Origin of the sequence: Archangium lipolyticum (genome assembly GCF_024623785.1) — a bacterium.
Taxonomy (GTDB): domain Bacteria; phylum Myxococcota; class Myxococcia; order Myxococcales; family Myxococcaceae; genus Archangium; species Archangium lipolyticum.
Window position 1 is genome coordinate 100,796 of sequence record NZ_JANKBZ010000015.1, and the last position, 20,272, is coordinate 121,067.

Consider the following 20,272-nt stretch of genomic DNA (forward strand, 5'->3'; position numbering starts at 1 on the left):
GGCGGGCGATGGCGCCCTCATCGAAGTTCTGCCCTGGATGTGAGACGGCGATGGAGCCCTTCCTGGCGAAGGGCGTGGAGATCGACTGCTGCCCGAAGTGCGGAGGGATGTGGTTCGACTTCGGCGAGCTCACCCGCGTGGCGGGACGCAAGGCGGAGCTGGAGCTGATGGGGGGGCACACCTCCCGCCGTTGCGCGTTCTGCCGCATCTCGATGGAGCCCGCGCTGCTACCCGGAGCGATTCCCGTGGAGGTGTGCACCGCGTGCCGTGGCATCTACCTCGACGAGGAGGAGCTCGAGGAGTTCGCCAGGGGTCACGTCTCGATGACACCTCGGGACGGGCATCCGTGGAAGAAAGCGGGGCCCGAGCAGCGGAAGGAGACCTCCACCGCGGCACGGCCGCAAGGCTTCGAGTGTGTGAGGTGTGGCCTGCGCTTTCCGTACAGCGAAGGCAATGCGCTGCGCGGCGGGCTCGCCTGCCGGGACTGCACGCCCAAGCCCCACACGACGGAGGCCGAGAGGCGCTCCGCCAACCGGGACTCCGATTCGGGTCATGCGGGCGGCTCCGACGGCTACTTCGACTTCGATTTCGGCTCCGACTCCGACTCGGGCTCCGACTTCAATTTCGACTGAATGGTGGGCTCAGGACTCCGGCATCCGTGGCGAAAGCTCATCCGCGTCAAGCGATGACAGGAACGAGGCAAAGTCATCGGCCAGGAAGTAGAGGCTGCGCTCACCTGCACGAGCATGTCCATCCCAGTAGAAGATCGCTCCTGCGCGCTCCCCCACGGCTGACAAGCAGATCTTGTCGACGCCCTCTGTTGTTGCAATGGGAACCAGACCCGCGGGGATGCGGTCCCCGAAGACATCCAGGTTCCAATCCAGATTGCAGGATTCAACAGGGTCATTCAATCCAAAGAACACGTGGATTCGACCACGTGAACCGCCCTCGAAACCACTGATCGTCAGCAGATCCCGCTCAGGGCGCCCGCCATTGGTGGCCAACAAGAACTCCCTGTAGGAGGCAGGAAGGGCAAGGCCATGCTGCTCCTCGAAGGATCTGACGTCTTCCTCGACGAGAGGAGGCCCCCCCTCGCGTGTTCTTGGCAAGGCACCCATCATTGACCTCCCGAGAAACCACCGGTGTGTCCCGTCCTTGCGTGGATTCCCGTAGGGACGAGTTGCAGAGTCGTTCCGTCCTGGTGGTGATGCCAGGTCATCCCCTTGGGCGTTTCCCTGAGCCCCGCGGCCTTGTTCGCGGCGGCGAAATCCCTGACCCGAGAGCCGGTGAATGAAATCTTCACCTCGACCTCAACGACCCCGGCAGCTCTGAAGTCGGGATAGCCGTCGGCATCGAACGGAACGTCGGTAACTGGATGCTTCCTTCCCGCCAGATGAGCGTTCCGGATGGGAGTTTCGGTTATCGGAACGTGGCCCGCCCGCTCGGACTTCGCCTCCGACAACCACACATGGGCCCTCGACACATTGCCCCGAGTTTCGTAGAGGGCCACGGCCCCAGCCTCGCCCCCTTCGTGAACCAACAGGGCCGCCTCCCGGCTGGCCTGGATGTACCTGGCCAACTGACGAATGCCGTTCCCCCCCAGCCGCATCCACAGTCGCGCCGCTACCTCGGTCAGGCCCTCGAATCCCAGTTCCGGCACCTGGAATTGCCCTACCCGTCCCCATCCGAACCCCTTGCCCTCGGAGAGATAACGCACGCCCCTACCGCCAGCGTACAAGGCCACCAGCACCGTCGCGGCCGACAGCTCGCGAGTGGCCTGCTCGTAATGGCCCTGGGATAGCGAGTACACCCCATGACACGTGCCAGCCACCAGGTTGAAGAAGCCCACCGGTACACCAAAGGTCAGCGCATCGAGGCTCCCCAGGGCCACGCTTTCCGGTGAGAGGGTTCTCGCGAACTCCGCCCGCTCCACCTCGTCGAGAGCCTGCTGGTAGAGCGGGGGCAGTTGCCCGCGCTGCGTGTCGTACTTCATGGCCAGGGCACCCCGGCGCAGCTCGCTGGTGGAAAGGGCCTCGTTGGCGGCGCTGGCCAAACCCCGGGCAACGTCGCCCAGGCTCTCGGGGCGGTCCTTGTAGTCCACGAGGTTCAGGCCCCTCTGCCTCAGCGCCTCGTCAACGGCAGCCATCCGCCCGAGGGTTTCAGCGAGGTGTTTGTCGCGGGCGAGCAGGAGGAGCACATGGTGCAAATCATCGGTGAACGCCGAGTGGATGATGAAAAGGGCGAACAACTCGGCCCTGGCGGCACCGTACTCCCGGGTGGCGGTGACGAGGAATGCGGCGCGTTTGCGGTTGAGGACATCGGCGCCCTCGCGCAGAGGACCCAGGGAGCCGAGCCGGACGGCGGACCAGCCATCCAATCCTTCCACCACCCGGGCCATATCCAACCCGTGCTGCAACGCGATGAATTCAGCTGGCGAGGTGCACGCCAGAAAGGGGGCGAGCACCTCCTGGCCGGATGACAGCAAAGGCCAGCCTGGGGGCCGCGCCTCCTCCTTCAGGCAACTCGCACCCCGCACGAGTTGAAGGGCTTCGGCCTTCTCCCCGGGGAAACCACCCGCTCCTCCTGACACCTCCCCCCGCGTGGAGGAGAGGGCCAATGGGTTCGGCCCGAACGAGGCAGGCAGTGAGTGCACACCAAAGCCACTCAACGAACTCCCACGCGGATGGTCCGTGGCACACCCGGCCACCAGTACCAGTGCTACCAGGAGCAGACGGACCGGGCCGGATGGATGTTCGCCCCCATGCAGGAAGGGCCTTCGAGGGAGAAGGGTCGATCTCACGGATGGAAGCATACTGGCAGGGGACGCTCGGACCAGGCCGTGAGTCTCCATCGCGGAGTCCGCGATTCACGAGCAAGGCCGGCGCGCTCGAGCCAGGATTCTTCACGCCGGAGGCGGCGGGCTCTCCTCGTACGCTTCCGCCCCTGAGTCGGCGGACACGCCCCAGGCCTCCTCGGGACGGCTCACGGTGAAGTGCTCGATGAGGAGCGCCGCCACCTTCTCCGGTGCCTCCAGCGGCACGAAGTGTCCCTCCTCGGGCAGGTGCTGCACGGCGGGCGGCTGTTCGAAGTACGGCTCCAGCCCCCTTGTGAATGCCTTGCTCAACGCGACGTCCCGGTCACCCCAGATGAGCAGGAAGGGCGCGCGGATGCGCGGGTAGTTCCTCATCTGGCGCAGGCCTCGCGGGGTAAAATTGCGGCGGAACAGCTCGCGGTAGTAGGCGATGGCCGCGCGCGCCGCCCCGGTCTGTGAGAAGTTGGCCTCGTACTCCGCCAGCCGTCCCAGGGGCACGCGCGACGGATCCACCATCGCCCTGCGGATGAGGCGCGGTACCAGAGCGCCCCCTCGCGCGGAGAGCAGGCGCTCGGGCAGATAGGGAATCTGGAAGGCGAACACGTACCAGGAGCGCGCGAGCTGCGCGGGATTCAACAGGTGCCGCGCCATCTTGCTCGGGTGCGGAGCGTTGATGACGGCCAGCCGCTCCACCACCTCCGGGTGCATGGCGGCCACGTGGTAGGCGATCAGCCCGCCCCAGTCGTGCCCCACCAGGTGCACGGGCCGCCCCGGCTGGAGGTGCCGTGCCAGCTGCACGACATCGTTCGCCAACGTGTCGAGGTCGTAACCCCCCTCGGGCCGGTCCGTACCGCCATAGCCGCGCAGGTCCGGCGCGACGGCATGGAAGCCGGCATCGGCCAGCCGGGGGAGCACCTCGCGCCAGCTCTCCGACGATTCGGGGAAGCCATGGAGGAGCAGCACGAGCGGCCCGTCGGCGGGACCGGCTTCCAGGACCTGCACACGCAGGCCGGGCAGCGAAACGAGGCGGGGCATGATGGATTCCATGCGCAACAGCTAGGTCCGCTCCTCCCTGGGAGGAAGCGGACCCCGGGACAGGACGTCGGCCGCCATACACGCCCGCCAAAATCCGTGCTCCCCCCCGACATCGTGGACATGATGGTGCCCCTCGATGATTCCCATCAGCGACGACAACCCCACACTCCGCGCTCCGATCGTCACCTGGCTGTTGCTCGGTGCCATCGGCGCCACCTGGGTCTTCGTGCAGGGCGCCGGGCTGAATGCCCTCGCCCTGGCCTCCAGCGTGTGCAACCTCGGGCTCGTCCCGGGTGAGCTCACCGGGCTGGCCCGGGTGGGCTTCGCCGTGCCCCTCGGGGATGGACTGGCCTGTGTCATCGACCAGGAGCCCATCAACCGCTTCACTCCCGTCACCTCCATGTTCCTCCACGGGAGCTGGGGTCACATCCTGGGCAACTGCCTCTTCTTCTGGGTGTTCGGCAACAACGTCGAGGACAGCATGGGCCGGCTGCGCTTCCTCGTCTTCTACGTGGTGTGCGGCCTGGCGGCGGCGGCGGCGCAGGTGGTGGTGGACCCCGCCTCTCCCGTCCCCATGGTGGGCGCCTCGGGCGCCATCTCCGGGGTGATGGGCGCCTACCTCATCCTCTACCCGCGCGTGCGGGTGAACATGCTCTTCATCTTCATCATCATCATCCGCATCATCCCCCTGCCCGCCTGGGTGGTGCTCCTGTACTGGTTTGGCCTCCAAGTCATCACCGGCCTGCCCCAGCTCAATCAAATCGACGCCGCGGGCGGCAGCGGGGTGGCGGTGTGGGCTCACGTGGGAGGCTTCGTCGCGGGGCTCGTGCTGGTGAAGCTCTTCGAGAACCGGGATCTCACTTCCCGGCGCACCGGGTGGAGGCACCGGCTGCACCCGGACCACCCCTGAAGGACGGAGGGAGCCGTCGGGAACAGCCGCCTCGGCCCGTCGGTTCGCGAGCACGTCAGAGGCATGCGGTTTGCTGAAAGGCACGGCAGGGCTTCGTCACGCGGCTCGGGAGACACGCTCTCCTCGGGAGCCGCCCCAGAGGGTGTTGCACGATGCGTTGGGTGGGGATGGTCTGGTCTTGCAATCCGCGGCGCTTGGCGATGGTCCTGGTGTTGCTCACCCTGCTGCTGGGGGGCTCGCCCCGGTCCGCCTCGGCGCAATCCGAGGTGGAACCCATGCTGCCCACCGGCCCCACGGCCCTCACGCTGCATGTTCCTCCCGTCCAGTCCGTGAACGAGGAGGAGGAGCTGCGGGTCACCGTGCGGGTGGAGGGTGGACAGGGGCCGGCGCGCGTCTTCGTGGACGGGCTGCCGCCCGGAGCGCACTGGGACGAGCCCGCTCGCATGCTCACCTTCCGGCCGGACTTCATCCAGGGCGGCTGGCACCAGGACGTCACCTTCACCGCCACGGACGGGCGGAGCACCACCCAGGCGAAGATGACGCTCACGGTGACCGACACGGTGCGCCCGCCCGAGCCGCGCATCGTCCACCAGGAGGAGCAGGCCGGAGTCCTGCGCCTCACGCTGGAGCAGCCCACGGACACGTGGCTGGACAGCCCTGGCTACGCGGGGCGCACCTTCCCCGCGGTGGTGACGGTGCCGCTCGCCGCCTCGGCCGCCTACCCCATGCCGGTGACGGTGCGCCTGCACGGCGTGGGCAACTGGCCGCCCTCGCCCCAGCTCTCCCCGAACCGCTTCATCATCGAGCCGAGTGACCCCGACCTCACGTACTGGTGGGGCTACTCCGAGCGCCTGCCCCGGGGACCCGCCCTGGAGGGAGCCGTACCGCCGTACACCGCGCGCCGGGTGCTGGCGCTGATGGAGTGGGTGCTGCGCCGCTACGCCGGAGCGGATGCAGAGCGCGTCTTCCTGGAGGGAGACTCCATGGGCGGAGCGGGTGCGCTGGCGCTCGGGCTGCTCAACGCGCGGCACTTCGCGGGGGTGAGTGCCCGGCACGCACAGCCCGTGGCGCGGGCGCACCGTCCCTGGCGGCTGGCGCAGCTCTCCTCCCTCTGGGGCATGCCCGAGGAGGAGGTGCCGGACGCGGACGGCCTGGGCGTGTGGAGCCGCCTGGACCTGACGCGCGCCCTGCGCGACGAGCCCGAGGCGCGCTCGCAGTTCCTCCTCCTGCAGCACGGCAAGGACGATCCCATCATCCACTTCGGCTCCGTGGTGAGGCCCAGCTCGCTCACGGGCGCCTCCTTCTACGAGATGCTTCAGGCACGGCACGTCGGCCACGTCGCCGTCTGGGACGAGGGCGGGCACGTGGAGCCCGATCCGTGGCTGGGCCCGCGCTGGTGGGACAACGGCTGGAGCCCCCTCACGGACGCCGACACCTTCCTCCGGAGGAACCTGGCCTTCCCCGCCTTCAGCCACTCCTCGTGGGACGGGAACCCGGGCAGCGGTGGCAACTGGAGCCAGCCCTGGCGCAACGACTCCGGCTACGCGGGAGACCCGAAGGTGCCCGGCGACACGGGCTGGGATGGAGACGTGGCGGGAATGCTCAACCGCGCGCTGCGCTGGGACAGCAAGCGGCTGGTGGACACGCACGCGCGCTTCGAGCTGCCGCTGCGCGCGGCGGTGGGCCCCGGCGTCTCCGACAAGCCCGTGGTGGACGTGACGCCCCGGCGCGCGCAGCGCTTCCGGTGCCTGCCGGGCGAGCGCATCCACTGGAGCTTCGGCGGGGCCAGCGGCACCGTCACCGCGGGCCCGGACGGCAGCGTCACCGTGCCCCGCCTCCGGCTCGGCGCCAGCTGGACGCCGCTGGTGCTCGAGCGCGCGCGCGAGCACGATCGCAGCTGAGGGTGCTCGCGCGGGCCCGGGCTACCGCGGGCGCAGCAGGAGGAAGCCCTCGTCCAGGTGCTCCACCTCGCCGCGCCGCTCCGCGTTCGCCACCATCTCCCGCATCTCCTCGCGGGGGAACGGGTAGGTGTCCAGCTCCGGGTTGATCAGCACCACCGCGCCCGGCCGCGTGAAGCTCTCGTGCACGACGAGCGGCAGCGGGTAGAGCCGATAGGGCAGGTGCGGAAAGAGCACGGTCTGCGCGTAGAACACCTCGGGCGCCTCCGCCCCCAGCTTCGCGGCCGCGCTCTCCAGCGCGCTCAGCTCCCGTGTCCGGGGCGGACCGAAGCGCACGTACGCGCCGCCCCACAAGGGAAAGGACAGCAGGGCCACCGCGCACAGCACCAGCCTGCGCGGGGCCGGCAGCCACCGCTCCAGGTTGCGGTACGCCTCCAGCAGCCCCCAGAAGAAGAAGGGCAGGAGCGTCACGGGGTAGTACGTCCGGAACTCGTGCATCTGGTGGTACGACGCGCTCCCCAGGATGAAGAGCGTGGGCAGCATCGCCACCAGCGGCTGGCGCGAGAACAGCGGCAGCAGCAGCGCCGGGATGAACATGCGGTACCAGCCGGAGGTGAAGACGTCGCGCATCACCTGCCACGGCGAGCGGAGCATGTTGAGGACGATCTCCGGCAGCGAGTTGCCGTACTGCCCCCAGAAGCCGAGGTAGCCCGGCCGCAACTTGCCCGTCTGCCCGAGCGCCCACGGCTGGACGATGCGCGTGTTGACGATGAACAGCACCACGCTCACGGCCAGCACCGCGAGCGCCGGGCGCCACCGCTTCCGGTCGAACACCAGCGTCCCCAACGCGAGCGCGGAGGCATGGAAGGAGGCGTCCTCCTTGATACCGAGGAAGCCCACCAGGGCCGGAATCCATACCGCGGGCCGCTGCTCCACCCAGCCCAGCGCCAGGGTGAGGCCGAACACCGGATAGAAGACCTCGGGGCGGAAGCCACCGTCGAGCAGCACGCCCACCCACGGGCTGGTGAGGAAGGCCAGGCCGGCGAGCAGGGCGATGGCCTCGCTGCCCACCAGCCGCATCGCGAGCCGCCACAGGGGGATGAGCGAGGCCCACACCACGAAGGCGGTGGTGATGCACAGCAGCAGCGCGCTCTCCCAGAGGCGGTGCAGCGGGACGAAGGGCAGCAGCACGTACGAGGGGTGAACGCCGAAGTGATTCACATCGTAGATGGGCGAGTACATGAACCGCCCATGGTTCGTGCTGAAGAGCATCCAATCGAAGATGCTGAAGTCCACGCCGTTGATGGCGAAGGAGCGGTACTTCCACACCTGGCAGACGAGGCACCACACGAGGGCGCTCGCGAGCAGGGCGTTGCGCCACGCGCGGGAGAGCCGGGCCTCGGCGAGTCCACCCAGGGCCCTGTAGCCGGCGAGCAGCCCCAGGAACAGCGGGTAGAGCAGGTACTGCCAGTTGCGCGGGGCGCCCAGCTGGGGATTCACGGTCGACAGCGGACCGGAGGCCAGGAACACCGCACACATCGCGGCGGCGAAGCCGGTGAGGATCCGGCTGGCGCGCGCGGCGGCCTCGGACGTCACGGATACTTCGCCCGGGCTGGCGGCGGAGACGAGGGGATCTGAGGAGGGAGAGGACACGGCGGGGCCGGGACTCTATCCAAATCACACCCCGATGGCTCGCGGGGAGACGAACGTCCGCTCTCCTCCCCTCCCCTGTTGACTACAACCGTAGTCAGGGCTTACCTTGCTTCGTGACGACACTTGTAGTCACGCGGGTGGACGGAATGAAGAAGCCGGTGGGAGACCAGGAGTTGGTGGTGCTGCGCTGGGTGGCGGAGCACGGCCCCGTCACCGTGGGAGAGGTGGCGGAGCGGTTCGGCGAGCCACAGGGCCTGGCGCGCTCCACCATCCTCACGGTGATGGAGCGGCTGAGGAGCAAGGGGCACCTGACGCGGCGCAAGGTGGAGGGCGTCTACCAGTACAGCTCGAGCGTGCCGCTGGCGGAGCTGCTGCGGGGCGTGGTGGGGGACTTCGTGAAGAAGTCGCTGGCGGGCTCGCTGTCGCCCTTCGCCACGTGGCTGTCCCAGGCCGAAGAGGTGAGCGACGACGAGCTGCGCCAGCTGGAGGAGGCCGTCGCCCGGCTCAAGTCCAAGAAGGAGGGGGAGGAATGAGCGCCATGGACATGCACGCGGTGGCGGAGCAGGGACTCGCGGTGCTGTGGCGGGTGACGTGGCAGGGAGCGCTGTGGGCGCTCACGGTGTGGGCGCTCACGCGGGCGCTGCCGAGGCTGCCCTCGTCCGCGCGGGCCGCGTTGTGGTGGCTCGTGGGACTCAAGTGCCTGGTGGGCCTGTGCGCGCCGGGCCTGGTGCGTCTGCCATTGCTGCCAGCCCCCGAATCGCCCCCGGCGGCCGGGGTGAAGGTGGACACGGCTCCGGCCCACCCGGACACCGCGCTGGAGGCCATGAGGATGGACGGCGAGGCCCCGCTCGTGGAGCCCTCGCCGGAGCGCACCGGCACGCACGGGGTGGTGCTGGGAGTGTTGCTCGCGTGGCTCGGCGGCCTGGCCTGGCAGGGCTGGGCGCTGCTCCGGAGCCTCGCGCAGCTGCGCCGCATCCGGCGCGAGGCACGGCCGCTCGAGGACGCCACGCTCCATCAGGCCGCGGCGGCGCTCGGGCGGGAGCTGGGCCTCGCGCGCATTCCCCGGCTGCGCGTCTCCGAGCACGCCCCGAGTCCCCTGGCGCTCGGCCTGCTGCGCCCCGAGATCATCCTGCCGAGAGCGGCGCTGGAGAAGCTGTCGCCCCAGGAGCAGCGCATGGCCCTGGCGCACGAGCTGGCCCATGTGCGGCGCGGGGACCTGTGGCTCGGCTGGGTGCCGGCGCTCGCACAGGCGTTGTTCTTCTTCCACCCCCTCGTCCGCCGGGCGTGCCGCGAGTACGCGCTCGCCCGCGAGGAGGCCTGCGATGCCGCCGCGCTCCAGGCCACCGGGGCCGAGCCCCACGAGTACGGGCGGCTCCTGCTCGTCTTTGGTGTCGCCCGCGCTCCGGCTGCCGCGGCGATGCCCGGTGCCTCATCCCATCTCGCAGCCCTGAAACGGAGAATCGCCATGCTTGAACACGCCGCGACCGATTCGATGCAGCGCCCTCGCTGGATCCGCTGGGCCCTGGGAGGGCTCGCGCTGGTGGCACTCGTCCCCATCCAGGTGGTGGCCCGGGAGCCGGAGGCCTCCACCCCCGTGCTCGCGCTGGCCCAGGCGCCGTCCACGACCCTGAAGGACACCTATGTCCTCCTGCACTCCAACGACTCGGCGACGATGTCGGGCTCGATGGAGGACCTGCGGACCGCGAAGGCCCTGGCGGGCGCCGACGGAAAGCCCCTCGCCTACGTGCGCCGCGGCGGGCGGGAGTACGTCATCCGGGATCCCCAGACGCTCGCGGCCATCGGGGCCGCCTTCGAGCCCCAGAGGGAACTCGGTGAGAAGCAGGCGAAGCTCGGCGAGCAGATGGAAGCGCTCGGCGAGAAGCAGGCCGAGGTCGGCGAGAAGCAAGCCGCGCTCGGCGCGAAGCAGGCCGCGCTCGGCGCGAAGCAGGGCGAGCTTGGCGGCAAGATGGGAGAGATCGGGCTCAAGATTGCCGAGCTCGCCCTGGCTCGGGCCCGTCAGGCGCGGACGGACGGAAAGGAGTCCCCGGAGCACGAGCGCCAGGAGGAACAGCTGGAGCGCGAGCAGGAGGCCCTCGACCGGCAGATGGAGGAGTACAGCCGGCAGATGGAGGCCCTGGGCGATGAGATGGAGAAGCTCAGCGAGCCGATGAAGCAGTTCACCAGGCCGATGGAGGAGCTCGGCCGGCAGATGGAGGAGCTCGGCCGGCAGATGGAGGCGCACAGCCGGGAGGCGGACAAGAAGGTCCAGGCCCTGCTGGATGACGCGGTGCGAAAGGGGTTGGCCGAACCCGTGAAGCGCTGACCCCACGCATTCCCACTCGCGCCCGAGTGCGCCAGAGTGCAACGCCCACCGACCCCGTCCCCGGGGCTCTTCGAAGGGTGTGCGATGCACGGCTTGAAGTCGCTCCTTGGCTCGATGCTCCTCCTGGTGTGCGCGGCCGGTTGTGCCCGGCGTGCTCCGGAGATGCAGCAGGCCCCCTCCTCTTCCACCACCACCGTCTATGTGGCGCGGCGTGTGCGGACGCTCGATGCGGAGCGGCCGATCGCCGAAGCGCTCTCCGTGCGCGCGGGCATGGTGCTCGCCGTGGGCACGAAGGCCGAGGTGCTCGCCTCGGCCGGAGGGGACGCGCGGGTGGTGGACCTCGGGGACGCGACGGTGGTGCCCGGCCTCACCGACGCGCACGGGCACCTGGCGGGCCTCGGCCGCTCCCTGGCCGGGGTGCGGCTGGACGGCACGGCCTCGCGCGAGGAGATCATCTCGCGCGTGGCCGCCGCGCCCGCCACGGCGTGGCAGGGAGACTGGCTGATCGGCAGCGGGTGGGACCAGAACGACTGGCCGGAGAAGAGCTTCCCCGGCCGCGCCGAGCTGGACGCGAAGCTGCCGAAGACGCCCGTGGCGTTGGAGCGCATCGACGGTCACGCGTTGTGGGTGAACGGCGAGGCGCTCCGGCGGGCGAAGATAGACAAGGACACGCCGGACCCGGCGGGTGGGCGCATCCTCCGGGGCCCGGACGGTGAGCCCACGGGCATCCTGGTGGACAACGCGATGAACCTGGTGGCGGCGGTGCTGCCGCCGCCCACGGACGAGCAGTTGGAGGCGCAGCTGGCCGCGGCGCTCGCGCGCTGCGCGGAGGTGGGACTGACGGGGGTGCACGACGCGGGCATGGACCTGCGCACCTTCCGGCTGATGCAGCGCTGGGACAAGGAGGGGAAGCTGCCGCTGCGCCTCTACGTGATGGCGGACGGCCAGGGGTCGGATCGCGAGACGTACCTGCGCGAGGGCCTCTTCCGGGGCCGGATGCTGACGCTGCGGGCGGTGAAGTTGAGCCTGGACGGAGCGCTGGGGAGCCGGGGCGCGGCGCTGCACGCGCCGTACAGCGACGAGCCGAGTCACCGGGGCCTGCTGCTGCTGACGCCCGAGGAGTACGAGGCACGGGTGCGGGCCTTCATGGCGCGCGGCTTCCAGGTGGCCACGCACGCGATTGGAGACAGGGCGAACACGCTGGTGCTGGACACGCTGCTGCGCTCGGCGGAGGCCACGGGGACGATGGAAGGGCGCCACCGGGTGGAGCACGCGCAGGTGCTGCGGCTGGAGGATATCTCGCGGCTGGGCCACAGCGGCTTCATCGCGAGCATGCAGCCCACGCACGCGACGAGCGACATGCCGTGGGCGGAGACGCGCGTGGGGCCCGAGCGCATCAAAGGCGCGTACGCGTGGAGGAAGCTGAAGGAGACGGGGGCGCCGCTGGCGTTCGGCAGTGACTTCCCGGTGGAGCGTCCGGACCCGCTGCTGGGCCTGTACGCGGCGCGCACGCGGCAGGACGCGGAGGGCCAGCCCGCCAACGGGTGGTATCCCACGCAGCGGCTGAGCGGCGAGGAGGCCCTGGAGGGCTTCACGGTGGGAGCGGCGTACGCGGCGTTCGCGGAGAACGAGCGGGGCCGGCTGAAGCCGGGCCAGGACGCGGACTTCGTGGCGTTCTCGGTGGACCCGGTGGACGCGCCCCCGGCGGAGCTGCTGAAGGCGCAGGTGAAGCTCACGGTGGTTGCGGGCGCCGAGGTCCACAAGGCGCCGTAGCTCACGGGGCGGTGGCCGGGGACCCGGTGGGAGGGAGCCTCACGCCGGGGCTCCCCACACGCTCCGGCTGCCGCCAGACATCGACCTGGACGAGCTACTTGTCCTTGCCGCGCCCCCTGGGCTTCTTCTCGGTGGTGGGCGTGCCCAGGTCCGCGGTGAAGGCCAGCGCCTGGATCTTCCGGTCCATCTCCTCCTGCGCCTCGCGCCTCTCGCGCTCCACACCCTCCAACTCGCGGGCAATGGCCTCCAGCCGGTCCTCCTGCTCGCTCAGCTTCGTCACGAAGCGCTCGGAGAGCTCGCGCTGCGAGGCCCCGCTCTTCAGCGAGTCGATGTTCGCCCGGATGCGCTCCTGGTCCTTGAAGAGCTTCGTCCGCTCGTCGTTCAACTTCCGCTCCTGATGGCTCAGTGCCGCCATGCGGTCGCGGATGGCGACGACCTCGCGCACACCCTGGGCCACCCGCTCGTCGATGTAGCCCGACTCGAGGAAGAAGCGCACCTCATCCAGCCCCGTGTTCGAGAAGTACCAGGTGCGCTGTCCCGTCGTGCGCTCGGTGATGGTGAGCTCCTCGCTGGCCGACGCGGCCAGCTCCACCTGGAAGCGCCAGAAGTTGTCCGTCGTCTCGGCGGGCTCCGGCGAGTCCTTCAGCTCCCAGCCCGTGCGCGGGTGCTCCAGGTATAGCGTCTGCGCCCGCTTCGCCTTGTTGCGCACCGTGTAGAGCGTGCTCCGCAGGTGGTAGAACTCCACCAGCAGCACCCCGCGGTTCACCACCGCCCGGAACACCGGCCCCTCCTCCGTCCGGTCCTCCTGCGACACCACGCACCCCAGCTCCACCGCGTACGGCACGAAGCGCTTGTCGTCCGGCTTCATCGTGTCGAGCATCGCCTCGCCCACGTAGGTGTCCCCCTCCGTCACCGTCACCGGCCCACCCTCCAGCGTCAGCCCCGTGGTGTTCTTCAGCTCGATGCACGCCATGGGGTTCTTCTCGCGCGTGGCGCGGTTGTAGAGCAGCACCCGCCGGCCCTCGAAGGGCCGGTGCAGGATGGGCACCAACGCACTCTGGTTGCGGTGCACCGTCACCGGATGGTCCACCCGGTACTCGAAGAGGTCCCCCACCTCCTTCGTCAGCGTCTTCACCGCCGCGCTGCGCTCCAGGGCCTCGCGCCGGCTCGGCCCTCCCCTGCCCCCCACCGCGCCGAAGGTCTTCATCATGGGCGCGGCGGCGGGCGCGGGCGCCGAGGGCATGGGCGGCTCCATCGCCATGTCCGCCGACACCTCGGCCAACACCTCCTCCTCCATCCCTCCGTACCCTTCCTCGGGGATGACGGGTGCCGCGGCCGCCTCGGTGCGCACCTCCACCACCGGCCGCCGCATGTAGCGCGGGTTGTACAGGTCGTGCACGAAGGACACCGGCAGCCCCGCGATGAGCGCCAGGTCCACGTCCACCCAGTCCTCGTCCCCTGTGTTGTCCACCACCGCCCAGCCCTGCAGCAGCGGCGGGCGCTCGGCCTCCAGCAGGATGCGGTAGCTCGTCTTCCACACCGGCGCTTCCAGCACGTACGAGACGAACAGCTCGCGCTCGCCCTCGCCCGCGGTGAGCACCGACAGCCGCTTGGTGTCCTTCTTGTACGAGGACAGCACCGTGGCCAGGTAGAACTCGAGGTCCTTGCGCACGGTGTCGTCCAGGAAGGTCAGCTCCGCCACGTCCAGCAGGTCGAAGCTGCGCAGCGACGCGCCCACCAGCAGCGACAGGAAGGGCCGGTGCACCGCCGCCTTGCCCTCGACCACCGGCAGGGACTCGAGCCCCACGATGACGCCCTCCACCAGCTGCTCCTTGCCCACCCGCACGCGCACCCGCGCGCCCTTGATCTGCCCCAGCAGCGCGGTGAGGCTGCCCGACTCCGGTATCCGGATGGTGGCCTCCTCCAGCAGCTGCTCCAGCGGCTTGGTGGAGTCGTAGCTCACCGCCGACACCGAGCCGCCCGACAAATCCAACACCGTCATCGACTTGAGGACGTCGTTCATGTCCCGCGCCTTGAAGTCGAAGTGGAGCGTGTCGCTACCGCTCACCGTTCCCCGGCGCTCGAAGTAGCCAACTCCATGCTTGTAGAGGACAACGCGGCGGATGGACAGGGAAGGAGGCATGTGCGCGCGGCTCCAACGAATAGTGGGAGTGGATACACTCCCGGTGTATCAAGTCTCACATGCAAATGCGCCACTCCCCACGTTCCCTGGCCGCGCTGCTGAGCGCGGCGCTGTCCTTCCTCCCGGGCTGCGAGAGTACGAAGTCGAGCGGCCCATCCCCTACCGATCCCCAGACCCAGCAGCCCGCCCCGGTGACCACGGGTGCACAATCCTGGCAGAACGCCCGCGTGGGCGACCGTGTCACCTACTCCTTCTCCGCCAACCAGGGGGCCGGGATGCACGGAGGCGCGCGCGCCCTCTCCGGGCAGGCGGTGCTCGAGGTGGTGGCCGTGCAGCAGCCCTGGGTGTGGGTGCGCATGTCCTTCGAGGATGCGGCGGGCAAGCCGCTGGCCCAGGCGAAGCTCGCCAGGGAGCTCATCATCCCCGTGCGCGCGGACACGACGCGCCCGCTCGACGTGCCCCACCGGGGCCAGGCCACCGCCGAGAAACCCTCCTCCGCTGGCCGCACCTGGGAGGCCATGCGCTACGTCGAGGACTCGCGTCCCGTGGACGGCCCGCTGCAGACGCGCGTGTACGCCAACGAGCCGGGCCCGCTGTACCTCACCCACGGCCTGCTCGAGGCGAGCACCGAGCTCGCCGGCTTCCGCACCCCGGGCGGCTTCAGCGTGACGCTGCGTGAGCTCCGCGAGGGCGAGGCCGGCGCCAAGGCCACGCCTCCCACGCTGGAGCGGCCCCTGGGCCCCGGCGCGTACTACGACCGGCGCGTGGAGGTGGGCCCGTCGCCCACCGTGCAGCGCGTGTGCTTCGGCGCCGAGCGCGGCTTCATCCTGCGCACCGAGGGCCCCGTCGACACCAGCGCCGCCCCCTGCTCCGACTTCTCGCAGGCCGAGCCGCAGCCGCTCGAGGACGTGCTGCTGACACTGCCCTGGGAGGCGCTGACCACCGAGTGGCCTCCGGCTTCCGCGGCTTCCGCCGTCCCCGCGAAGTTCACCGCGGAGGGCCGTGAGGTGCCCGCCCTCACCGCGCAGCGCACCGAGACGGTGGAGGGCGTCCAGCGCGTCTTGTCGGAGACCTGGGCGGCCGACCCCTGGGCCCCGGCGCTCGCGGGCCTGCCCTACGAGGCGCGCTTCCAGTCGCTCGCCGACAGCACCGAGCGCGTGGCCTCCGGCGGCAAGCGCGAGCCCGAGGGCAGCACCCGGCTCGTCCGCTGGGGCACCTGGGCGGAGGGGAGTCAGAAGTAGGCCAGGGGAGACCCTCACCCCCGTCCCCTCTCCCGAAGGGAGAGGGTGGAGTGGCGACTCAGGCCACCTCGGACGACAGCTTCACCTCGATGTTGCCCTGCGTGGCCAGCGAGTACGGGCACACCTTGTGCGCCGCGTGCATCAGCTCATCCGCCTCGGCCTGCGACACGCCCGCGAGCTTGCCGTGCAGCTCCACCGCCAGGCCGAAGCCGCCCGTCGGCGTCTTCCCGATGGTCGCCTTCGCCGTGATGTGCGCGTCCTTGATCTGCTTCTTCATCTGCCCGGCCACCAGGCGCAGCGCTCCCTCGAAGCACGCCGAGTAACCCGCGGCGAAGAGCTGCTCGGGATTGGTGGAGCCAGGGGCCTCGGGACCGCCCAGGGCCTTCGGCATGGTGAGCGCCATGTCGATCGTCCCATTGTCCGTGCGGACACGGCCGTTGCGTCCTCCGTGAGAGGTGGCGGTGGCGGTGTAGAGCGGCTGGATGGCGATGGGGGCCATGTCGGGGACTCCTCCGGCTGGGACTGCGAGTGGAGCGCCCCTTCTAGCTCCCCCGCCCTCCACTCGCATGGCAATCCAGCGGCCCCCCGCTGCTCTATTGCCCAGGACACATCACTTCACCGGCGACCGCGCACCATGCGCCCCTTCGTCAGGTGCGCCACCGCCTCGCCCAACCCTTCCAGCGTCAGCGGGAACATGTCGAAGACGTTGTGCACCGCCTGGATGGTGTTGCCTCGCCACGTCTGCGGAGGCTCCGGGTTGAGCCAGGCGCTGCGCTCGAAGTGCCGGGCCAGCTCCATCAGCCACACCAGCCCCTCCTTGCCGTTCACCGTGTCGTAGCGGCCCTCCGCGTTCGTCCGCATCGCCAGCTCGTACGGCGCCATCAACGCGTCACCCACCACCACCAGCTTGTAGTGGCGCCCCACCTGCCCCAGCAGGTCCGGCACGCTGAGGCCTCCCATCAGGTACGGCGAGTCGAACACGCGCCCGTACACGCAGTTGTGGAAGTAGTACGTGCGCAGCTCCTTGAAGTGCGTGGCCTGCTTCGCCACCGAGAAGAGCCGGCTCACCAGGTGCGCGTACGGATCCATGGAGCCGCCCACGTCCATCAACAGCACCACGCGCGTGTTCGGCCGGCGCGGTGGGCGCGTCACCACCTCCAGCTCGCCCGCGTTCTTCGCCGTGGAGGCGATGGTGCCCTCCACGTCCAGCTCGTCCGGTGCGCCCTCGCGCGCGAAGGCTCGCAGCTTGCGCAGCGCCACCGCCATCTGCCGCGTGTCCAGCACCACGTCGCCCCGGTACCCCTGGTACCTGCGCGCCCCGGCCATCTTCATCGCCATGCGGCCGCCACCGCCCTCGGCTCCCTCGCCGCCCACCCGGAAGCCCTCGCGCGGCTCGCCCGAGTGCCCGAAGGGTGACGCGCCTCCGGTGCCGATCCACCGCGTGCCGCCGTCGTGCCGCTCGCGCTGGTCCTCCAACCGCTGTTGGAAGAGCCGCTCCAGCTCCTCCACGTCGAAGTGCTCCAGCAGCGCCCGCTCCTCGGGGGTGAGCTCGCGCCGCTGGCGCGCCTCCTTCAGCCAATCGAGCAGCTCGTCCTTGAGCTTCTGCCCCGCGCCCTCCATGCCCTTGAAGTGCGCCAGGAAGGCCTGATCGAAGGCGTCCAGGTGCGTCTCCGCGTGCACCAGCAGCGCGCGCGCCACGTGGTAGAAGCCATCCAGCGAGCTGTCGTGCAGCCCCGCCTTCAGCGCCCCCGCCAGCGCGAGCGCCTCCTGCGCGCCCACCGGCACCCCGCGCCGCCGCAACTCGTAGAGGAAGGGCAGGAACATGGCTCGCTCCCCGTCAGGCCTTCGTCCGGCGGCCCCGCCCGAAGGCCTCCGCCACCGCCATCAGGTCCTGCTCACGCTTCAACAGCGCGCCCAGGAAGGGCAGGTTGTCCTCCAGCTTCACGTCCGTGACGCCGTTGGCCTTGAGCACGGCGATCCAATCCACGAGCTCACTCGTGCTCGGCCGCTTGCGCAGCCGCGTGAAGCCGCGCAGCTCGTAGAAGATCTTCAGCGCCTGCTCCGTCAGCGCCGCGTCCAGCCCCGGGTGATGCACCGCCACGATGCGGCGCATCAGCTCCTGGTCCGGGAAGTCGATGAAGTGGAAGACGCACCGGCGCAGGAAGGCGTCCGGCAGCTCCTTCTCGTTGTTGCTGGTGATGATGACCACCGGGCGCTGCGTGGCCACCACCTCCTCGTTCGTCTCCGTGATGCGGAAGCGCATCCGGTCCAGCTCGTGGAGCAGGTCGTTGGGGAACTCCAGGTCCGCCTTGTCCACCTCGTCGATGAGCAGCACCACGCGCTCGCGGGAGGCGAAGGCCTCGCCCAAGGGGCCCATGCGGATGTAGCGGCGGATGTCCCGCACGTCCCCGTCATTGAAGCGCGAGTCGTACAGGCGCTGCACGGTGTCGTAGACGTACAGGCCGTCCTGGGCGCGCGTGGTGCTCTTCACGTGCCAGGTGAGCAGGCGCAGGCCCAGGCTCTCGGCGACGGCCTCGGCCAGCAGCGTCTTGCCGGTGCCGGGCTCGCCGCGCACCAGCAGCGGACGCTGGAGCGTCAGCGCGCAGTTGACTGCGGCCTGGAGGCCTTCGCTGGAGAGGTAGGTATCGGTTCCGCGGAAACGGGAAGGAGAGGACGTCATGCCCTCTCCTTCTAACACCGACCCGCCCCCGACGCCTGCCTGTCCGCTAGTTGTTGGCGGTGTTGCTCACCTGAAGCGTTGGGTCCACGTCGAGGCGGCGGCCCTCGAAGCGCAGCGTGGCATCACAACCGGGAGTGCAACCGGGGCCTGTGCAGGAGAAGCTCAGCGCGAGCGTGCCCTCCACGGTCTCCCCCAGCTTGTCGAAGGTGTAGGTGGCCCGTGAGGTGCGGCTGGGATTGGCCTGCGTCCGCTCGGCGGTGAAGGTCGGCTTCTTGGCGTCGCCGGTGCTCACGAGGGCGTCGCCCTGGATGAGCACCTGGGAGCTGCCCAGCTGGTAGTTGATGTTGCCCACCTGCAGGTACTTCCGGTCATCCACTCCGTCCCAGATGATCCACTGTCCGACATCGACCACGTTGGTCGTCCTGTCCGAGGGCCCCTCGCCCGAGCTGTAACAGGCACCGGAGACCTCATCCAGCGGCGACCGGTCGATGGCCACGCGGTAGTACTTCGGCTGCTCACCACAGCCCAGCAGGCCGCCCGCGGCCACGGCCATCGCCACACACAGCGTCGAACGCAGGTTCATGCGCTTCCTCTTCGGGTTGGGCGCGGAGCAACCGCGCCGGAGTCAAGGCCCACTGCCAGACAGAGGGCGGTCCGTACGTCTCCGGGGGGAGCGAGCAACCCCGGACGCGGCGCAATACCCCTCCCCCGGGGCCGCGCGCAAGGCTGGGGCGCTCCCACTGGGAAATGGGAGGCAATAGTTTCCCCCTACTTCCCGCCTCCACAGGACGAACGAGCGAGCATGGCCGACACGCCTCTACGCATCGTCAGCTACAACGTCCGCTACTTCGGACATGCCCTGCGCGGGCTCGCCAGCACGCTGGGGCCCAAGCGCCGGGTGGCCGCGGCCCTGGCCGCGATCGATCCCCTCCCGGACATCATCTGCCTGCAGGAGGTGGAGACGCAGTCGTTCCGCAGCAGCGTCGCCCACCGGCGGGCCCGCCCCGACGAGACGCAGCTGGAGGCCTTCATGAGGCGCATGGAGGAGACGTTCGCCAACCTGCGCCGGCCCATGCCCTACGAGGCCTTCTACTTCCGCGCCCACCACTACAAGCTGGGCGAGTTCTCGCTCTACACCACCGGGCTGGCCATCCTCGTCAACGTCCAGCGGCTCGCGGTGGACACCCACAACGTGGACTCGCCCCACCACATCACGCACCACCACGTGCGGATGCTGCGCGAGCGCAAGCAGAGCCGCATCTGCGCGCACATGCGCCTGCTGCGCAGGGACAACGGTCTCCCGCTCCATGTCTTCAACACCCACCTGAGCCTGCCCACCCCCTTCTCCCGCGCCTTCTGGGCCACCCGGGAGAAGATGGGCAACGGCATCAACCAGCTCCACGAGGCACGCGCCCTGGCCCAGCTGGTGCGTGCCAGAGCGGCCGGGGAACCCTTCCTCGTCTGCGGGGACTTCAACTCCCCCCCCGCCTCGCCCGTGTTCCACTACCTGTGCGACGAGGCCTGTCTCACCGATGCCCAGGTGGCGGTGGGGCAGATCGATCCACGGCTCTCACGGGGCTTCCCCACGGCCGGCTTCATGCACATGCGCATGCACCTGGACCACATCTTCTCCGGTGGAGGGGTGCGCTGGCTGGACGCCGACGAGACGCGTCCCTTCGGGGACACGCAAAGCCGCTTCCACGGCCTGTCGGACCACATGCCGCTCATCGCGCGCTTCCACCTCGAGCCACCAGCCGCGCACGCCGAAGCCGCCCCTCCCGCGCCAGGCTGAGCCCACGGCCGC

18 protein-coding genes are annotated in these 20,272 nt (G+C 69.9%); 9 read left to right on the forward strand and 9 right to left on the reverse strand.

Translation table 11 applies throughout. From position 1 onward, the window contains the following. The first annotated feature begins 8 nt into the window (after positions 1-8). The gene (locus NR810_RS28930) at positions 9-632 is read left to right on the forward strand and encodes a TFIIB-type zinc ribbon-containing protein (protein ID WP_257457452.1); all 624 of its coding nucleotides are present in this window, start codon (positions 9-11) and stop codon (positions 630-632) included. 9 nt (positions 633-641) lie between these two features. Here the strand turns inward: NR810_RS28930 and NR810_RS28935 are convergent, their stop codons facing one another. Beyond that, positions 642-1,121, reverse strand: coding sequence for an SMI1/KNR4 family protein (locus NR810_RS28935; protein WP_306818593.1), 480 nt, complete (start codon positions 1,119-1,121; stop codon positions 642-644). Continuing rightward, positions 1,118-2,197 carry an HNH endonuclease gene (locus NR810_RS28940; RefSeq protein ID WP_257457454.1) on the reverse strand — a complete coding sequence of 360 codons (1,080 nt, stop codon included), beginning with the start codon at positions 2,195-2,197 and terminating at the stop codon, positions 1,118-1,120. Before NR810_RS28940 ends, NR810_RS28935 begins: the two co-directional genes overlap by 4 nt. Between NR810_RS28940 and NR810_RS28945 the strand changes: the two genes are divergently transcribed. Then, positions 2,198-2,479, forward strand: a complete 282-nt coding sequence (locus NR810_RS28945; protein ID WP_257457456.1) for a hypothetical protein — start codon at positions 2,198-2,200, stop codon at positions 2,477-2,479. It abuts the gene before it with no gap. 423 nt (positions 2,480-2,902) lie between these two features. Here the strand turns inward: NR810_RS28945 and NR810_RS28950 are convergent, their stop codons facing one another. Continuing rightward, complete coding sequence (locus tag NR810_RS28950; RefSeq protein WP_257457457.1) at positions 2,903-3,847, reverse strand: alpha/beta fold hydrolase; 945 nt, start codon at positions 3,845-3,847, stop codon at positions 2,903-2,905. Positions 3,848-3,983: 136 nt separating this feature from the next. On the opposite strand from NR810_RS28950, the gene NR810_RS28955 reads away from it, so the two are divergent. Both NR810_RS28955 and NR810_RS28960 read left to right on the forward strand, forming a co-directional pair. Then, the gene (locus NR810_RS28955; RefSeq protein WP_257457459.1) at positions 3,984-4,757 is read left to right on the forward strand and encodes a rhomboid family intramembrane serine protease; all 774 of its coding nucleotides are present in this window, start codon (positions 3,984-3,986) and stop codon (positions 4,755-4,757) included. 194 nt (positions 4,758-4,951) lie between these two features. Then, complete coding sequence (locus tag NR810_RS28960; RefSeq protein ID WP_257457461.1) at positions 4,952-6,658, forward strand: hypothetical protein; 1,707 nt, start codon at positions 4,952-4,954, stop codon at positions 6,656-6,658. 21 nt (positions 6,659-6,679) lie between these two features. On the opposite strand, the gene NR810_RS28965 is transcribed toward NR810_RS28960, so the two are convergent. Further along, complete coding sequence (locus NR810_RS28965; RefSeq protein ID WP_257457462.1) at positions 6,680-8,251, reverse strand: DUF2079 domain-containing protein; 1,572 nt, start codon at positions 8,249-8,251, stop codon at positions 6,680-6,682. A 203-nt stretch (positions 8,252-8,454) separates the two neighbouring features. On the opposite strand from NR810_RS28965, the gene NR810_RS28970 reads away from it, so the two are divergent. The 3 genes from NR810_RS28970 (at position 8,455) to NR810_RS28980 (ending at position 12,404) form a co-directional block, all read left to right on the forward strand. Further along, on the forward strand, positions 8,455-8,841 hold the full coding sequence (locus tag NR810_RS28970) for a BlaI/MecI/CopY family transcriptional regulator (RefSeq protein ID WP_257457464.1): 387 nt from the start codon (positions 8,455-8,457) through the stop codon (positions 8,839-8,841). After that, positions 8,838-10,631, forward strand: a complete 1,794-nt coding sequence (locus NR810_RS28975) for a M56 family metallopeptidase (RefSeq protein ID WP_257457465.1) — start codon at positions 8,838-8,840, stop codon at positions 10,629-10,631. Before NR810_RS28970 ends, NR810_RS28975 begins: the two co-directional genes overlap by 4 nt. Positions 10,632-10,715: 84 nt before the next feature. Then, a complete protein-coding gene (locus NR810_RS28980; protein ID WP_257457467.1) occupies positions 10,716-12,404 on the forward strand; it encodes an amidohydrolase in 1,689 nt (562 codons plus the stop codon). A gap of 94 nt (positions 12,405-12,498) precedes the next feature. Here NR810_RS28980 and NR810_RS28985 read toward each other — a convergent pair whose 3' ends face one another. Continuing rightward, on the reverse strand, positions 12,499-14,547 hold the full coding sequence (locus tag NR810_RS28985; RefSeq protein ID WP_257457468.1) for a DUF4139 domain-containing protein: 2,049 nt from the start codon (positions 14,545-14,547) through the stop codon (positions 12,499-12,501). Between the two features lie 59 nt (positions 14,548-14,606). Here NR810_RS28985 and NR810_RS28990 point away from each other — a divergent pair, with 59 nt between their 5' ends. Then, positions 14,607-15,788 carry a DUF6068 family protein gene (locus NR810_RS28990; protein WP_257457472.1) on the forward strand — a complete coding sequence of 394 codons (1,182 nt, stop codon included), beginning with the start codon at positions 14,607-14,609 and terminating at the stop codon, positions 15,786-15,788. Between the two features lie 58 nt (positions 15,789-15,846). On the opposite strand, the gene NR810_RS28995 is transcribed toward NR810_RS28990, so the two are convergent. The 4 genes from NR810_RS28995 to NR810_RS29010 form a co-directional block, all read right to left on the reverse strand. Continuing rightward, positions 15,847-16,287 (reverse strand): organic hydroperoxide resistance protein, encoded by a 441-nt coding sequence (locus tag NR810_RS28995; protein ID WP_257457474.1) that lies wholly within the window; start codon positions 16,285-16,287, stop codon positions 15,847-15,849. A gap of 116 nt (positions 16,288-16,403) precedes the next feature. Continuing rightward, positions 16,404-17,612 carry a vWA domain-containing protein gene (locus NR810_RS29000; protein WP_257457475.1) on the reverse strand — a complete coding sequence of 403 codons (1,209 nt, stop codon included), beginning with the start codon at positions 17,610-17,612 and terminating at the stop codon, positions 16,404-16,406. Positions 17,613-17,625: 13 nt separating this feature from the next. After that, entirely contained in the window at positions 17,626-18,468 is an 843-nt protein-coding gene (locus NR810_RS29005) for an AAA family ATPase (RefSeq protein WP_257457476.1), read from the reverse strand. A gap of 46 nt (positions 18,469-18,514) precedes the next feature. Next, a complete protein-coding gene (locus NR810_RS29010; RefSeq protein ID WP_257457477.1) occupies positions 18,515-19,051 on the reverse strand; it encodes a hypothetical protein in 537 nt (178 codons plus the stop codon). Between the two features lie 219 nt (positions 19,052-19,270). On the opposite strand from NR810_RS29010, the gene NR810_RS29015 reads away from it, so the two are divergent. Continuing rightward, on the forward strand, positions 19,271-20,260 hold the full coding sequence (locus tag NR810_RS29015; RefSeq protein WP_257457480.1) for an endonuclease/exonuclease/phosphatase family protein: 990 nt from the start codon (positions 19,271-19,273) through the stop codon (positions 20,258-20,260). The last annotated feature ends 12 nt before the right edge of the window (positions 20,261-20,272 follow it).